Source organism: Rhodoferax sp. ZS1R8 (genome assembly GCF_056521325.1).
On sequence record NZ_JBWMBA010000030.1, the window covers coordinates 1 to 2,188 of the forward strand.

Sequence of the window (2,188 nt, forward strand, 5' to 3'; positions counted from 1 at the left end):
CAAACGATCCCTTGGAGGACTGACCCCAACTGACTACGCCAAGACACTCATTCAAAAGCAGTTAAATTAACCCCCCGGACTCCAAAGCCTGGCGCTACTGAAAACGGGGGGACGTCGGTCTGACAAGACATAACTCGAGGGCGTAACGGCTCCTATGGGAACAATGCCCTTGTCGCCGAGGGCAACCCATTCACCAGCCTGGTTTGGATAACCCGCAGTAGTCGACCCATCTAAGTGTCAAGACTGATGCCTGTGTCGACATCCTGATGCGACAGAACAAGTACCTCAACAACATCGTCAAGCAAGACCACAGGGCTGTCAAAAGAGTCACCCAACCGATGCACGGATTCAAATCGTATTGGAGTGCTCGAATCCTCATTGGCGGCATCGAGACTATGCCCATGATCGAGAAGGGGCAGATGGACTGTCCCGCTGGATCCACCGTGTCCGCAGCACAGCAGTTCTACAACCTTGCTGGTTGATCACCGGACTGGAAATCCAACTTCTTTCGGCCAGACTCCACTATCGCGACAAAACCATTTTGGCGGGTTAGGCACTATTAGCAAAATTAGCGATGCGCCTCAGTCCAAACTTGCTCGAACTCATCTTGATTTATTTCAATTGGTTCAAACTGATAATCAAGCCCAATTTCTTCCAGCGAAGGAAGCGGTTCCTTACTGAGACCACAATCACCCTTTGTCTCAGATTCACTTGCGTAATCTTTCCGTCCATTTGCAAATATTTCTACCTTGCGATGCTCCCAACGATTTTCATCAAGTTCGCTATACATGAGAACTGGCTCGGTTTCAAAAGCATGTATCCATTTCACTCGAACATATTTCATTGTCCAGATACCTTTCCGCTATTGGTAATTCGATTGGTGAGGTTAAGTGATGTTTCATTAGGCACAACGAATACACCTGGGCGACCTTGAACAACATTTAAACCCGCAGTGTCAATTTCAATGAAATTTGTATATCGAGCACCTTGGAATGGGTTATTAATAAATGCCTTCGACAGCTGAGCTGGGGTCTTCGTGTCCGGAACAATATCCGAAAGATACTGCCCATTGCCGTAGCGTACATCGTTTGGATTGAGAGCCTTTAATGAAGGATTTAGTACCTCAGAATCGACAATACCGTTCATACCTGCTTCATTTGTGTAGTGATACAGCTTGGATGGAATTCCATCAGTTCTGACCACTGACTCGACTGCTCCTACCCCCTTTGTCCCGGCTACCCCACTGACCTCACCACTAACTCCAGACCCAATCACAGGCGTAACAACATTCGGTGTACGCCCCACCATACTCAGGGTTTTGCCAGCCGCAGTGCCAATGGTATTGCCCAACGTGCGACCAATGTCCGCAGGCGTTCCAGCTTCTATTCCAACACCAGCCACCTCGTTGTTAATTCGGGCGATTGAATTGCCAGAACTCAAATCAAGTATGGCGCCTTTGGTCCACAACCCGTTGTAAATAGCGTCACGTTGAAAGCCTGGTCCAGCATACTTTTTGTAGTTAGCCGCTTCAGCCCACCATTCTTCGGCGGTGTGTGCATCTACTGGCTCATTAGACATCGAAATCCACTGCGCCATGGGCGAAGTTGCATAGTTCGATAAGCGTATTGCCTCATTTGCGTAGTCACCCTGCTCGAATGCCGCCTGCGTTGGCACTGTGTAGTCCGACGGCGGCGACATGATCATCACCGAGCCGTTGGCATCGATTGGCACCAACAGATAGCCCTGTCCACCCGCGTCCCACGCGGCTAGCGTCGGGCCAAATCCCGATTGGTACACCGCAGGTAGGTCTGACAAGACATAACTCGAGGGCGTAACGGCTCCTATGGGAACAATGCCCTTGTCGCCGAGGGCAACCCATTCACCAGCCTGGTTTGGATAACCCGCAGTAGTCGACCCATCTGGCAGCAGAGGCCCCACTTGGATGGACACTGTCCCAAAATTACGGTTAGCCTTCAAGATCTGACCATCATCAAAGATCAGGTTGCTGCCTTTTGGAGTATTTAGTGCATAGCCGTTGGAACCCGTGCCGCTGTCATCCAAATCGAAGCTACCGCCTACTAACCCGCCCGCGCGCAAACCCGGACCGCTGGTACTTAGCTTGAGTCCGCCAATCAGGTTGGCGTCATTGTGCGTAGTGCTGTCGCCGGCATACCAGGTGTTGTCCGTC

Annotated in this window: 2 protein-coding genes and 1 pseudogene; 1 reads left to right on the forward strand and 2 read right to left on the reverse strand. The window is 50.8% G+C overall.

From position 1 onward, the window contains the following. Positions 1 to 260: 260 nt before the first annotated feature. Positions 261 to 482: pseudogene (locus AC097P_RS23390) on the forward strand (DDE-type integrase/transposase/recombinase); the annotation flags it as partial. Between the two features lie 86 nt (positions 483 to 568). On the opposite strand, the gene AC097P_RS23395 reads toward AC097P_RS23390, so the two are convergent. Together AC097P_RS23395 and AC097P_RS23400 are read right to left on the reverse strand one after the other, a co-directional pair. Further along, on the reverse strand, positions 569 to 844 hold the full coding sequence (locus tag AC097P_RS23395) for a DUF6881 domain-containing protein (protein ID WP_479612836.1): 276 nt from the start codon (positions 842 to 844) through the stop codon (positions 569 to 571). After that, the coding region (locus AC097P_RS23400) for an HYD1 signature containing ADP-ribosyltransferase family protein (RefSeq protein ID WP_479612837.1) at positions 841 to 2,188 on the reverse strand (1,348 nt) is incomplete at its 5' end. The genes AC097P_RS23395 and AC097P_RS23400, both read right to left, overlap by 4 nt.

Excerpts from the sequence above, each read along its gene's own strand:
- AC097P_RS23395 (WP_479612836.1), bottom strand. The coding sequence starts at position 844 with ATGAAATATGTTCGAGTGAAATGGATACATGCTTTTGAAACCGAGCCA.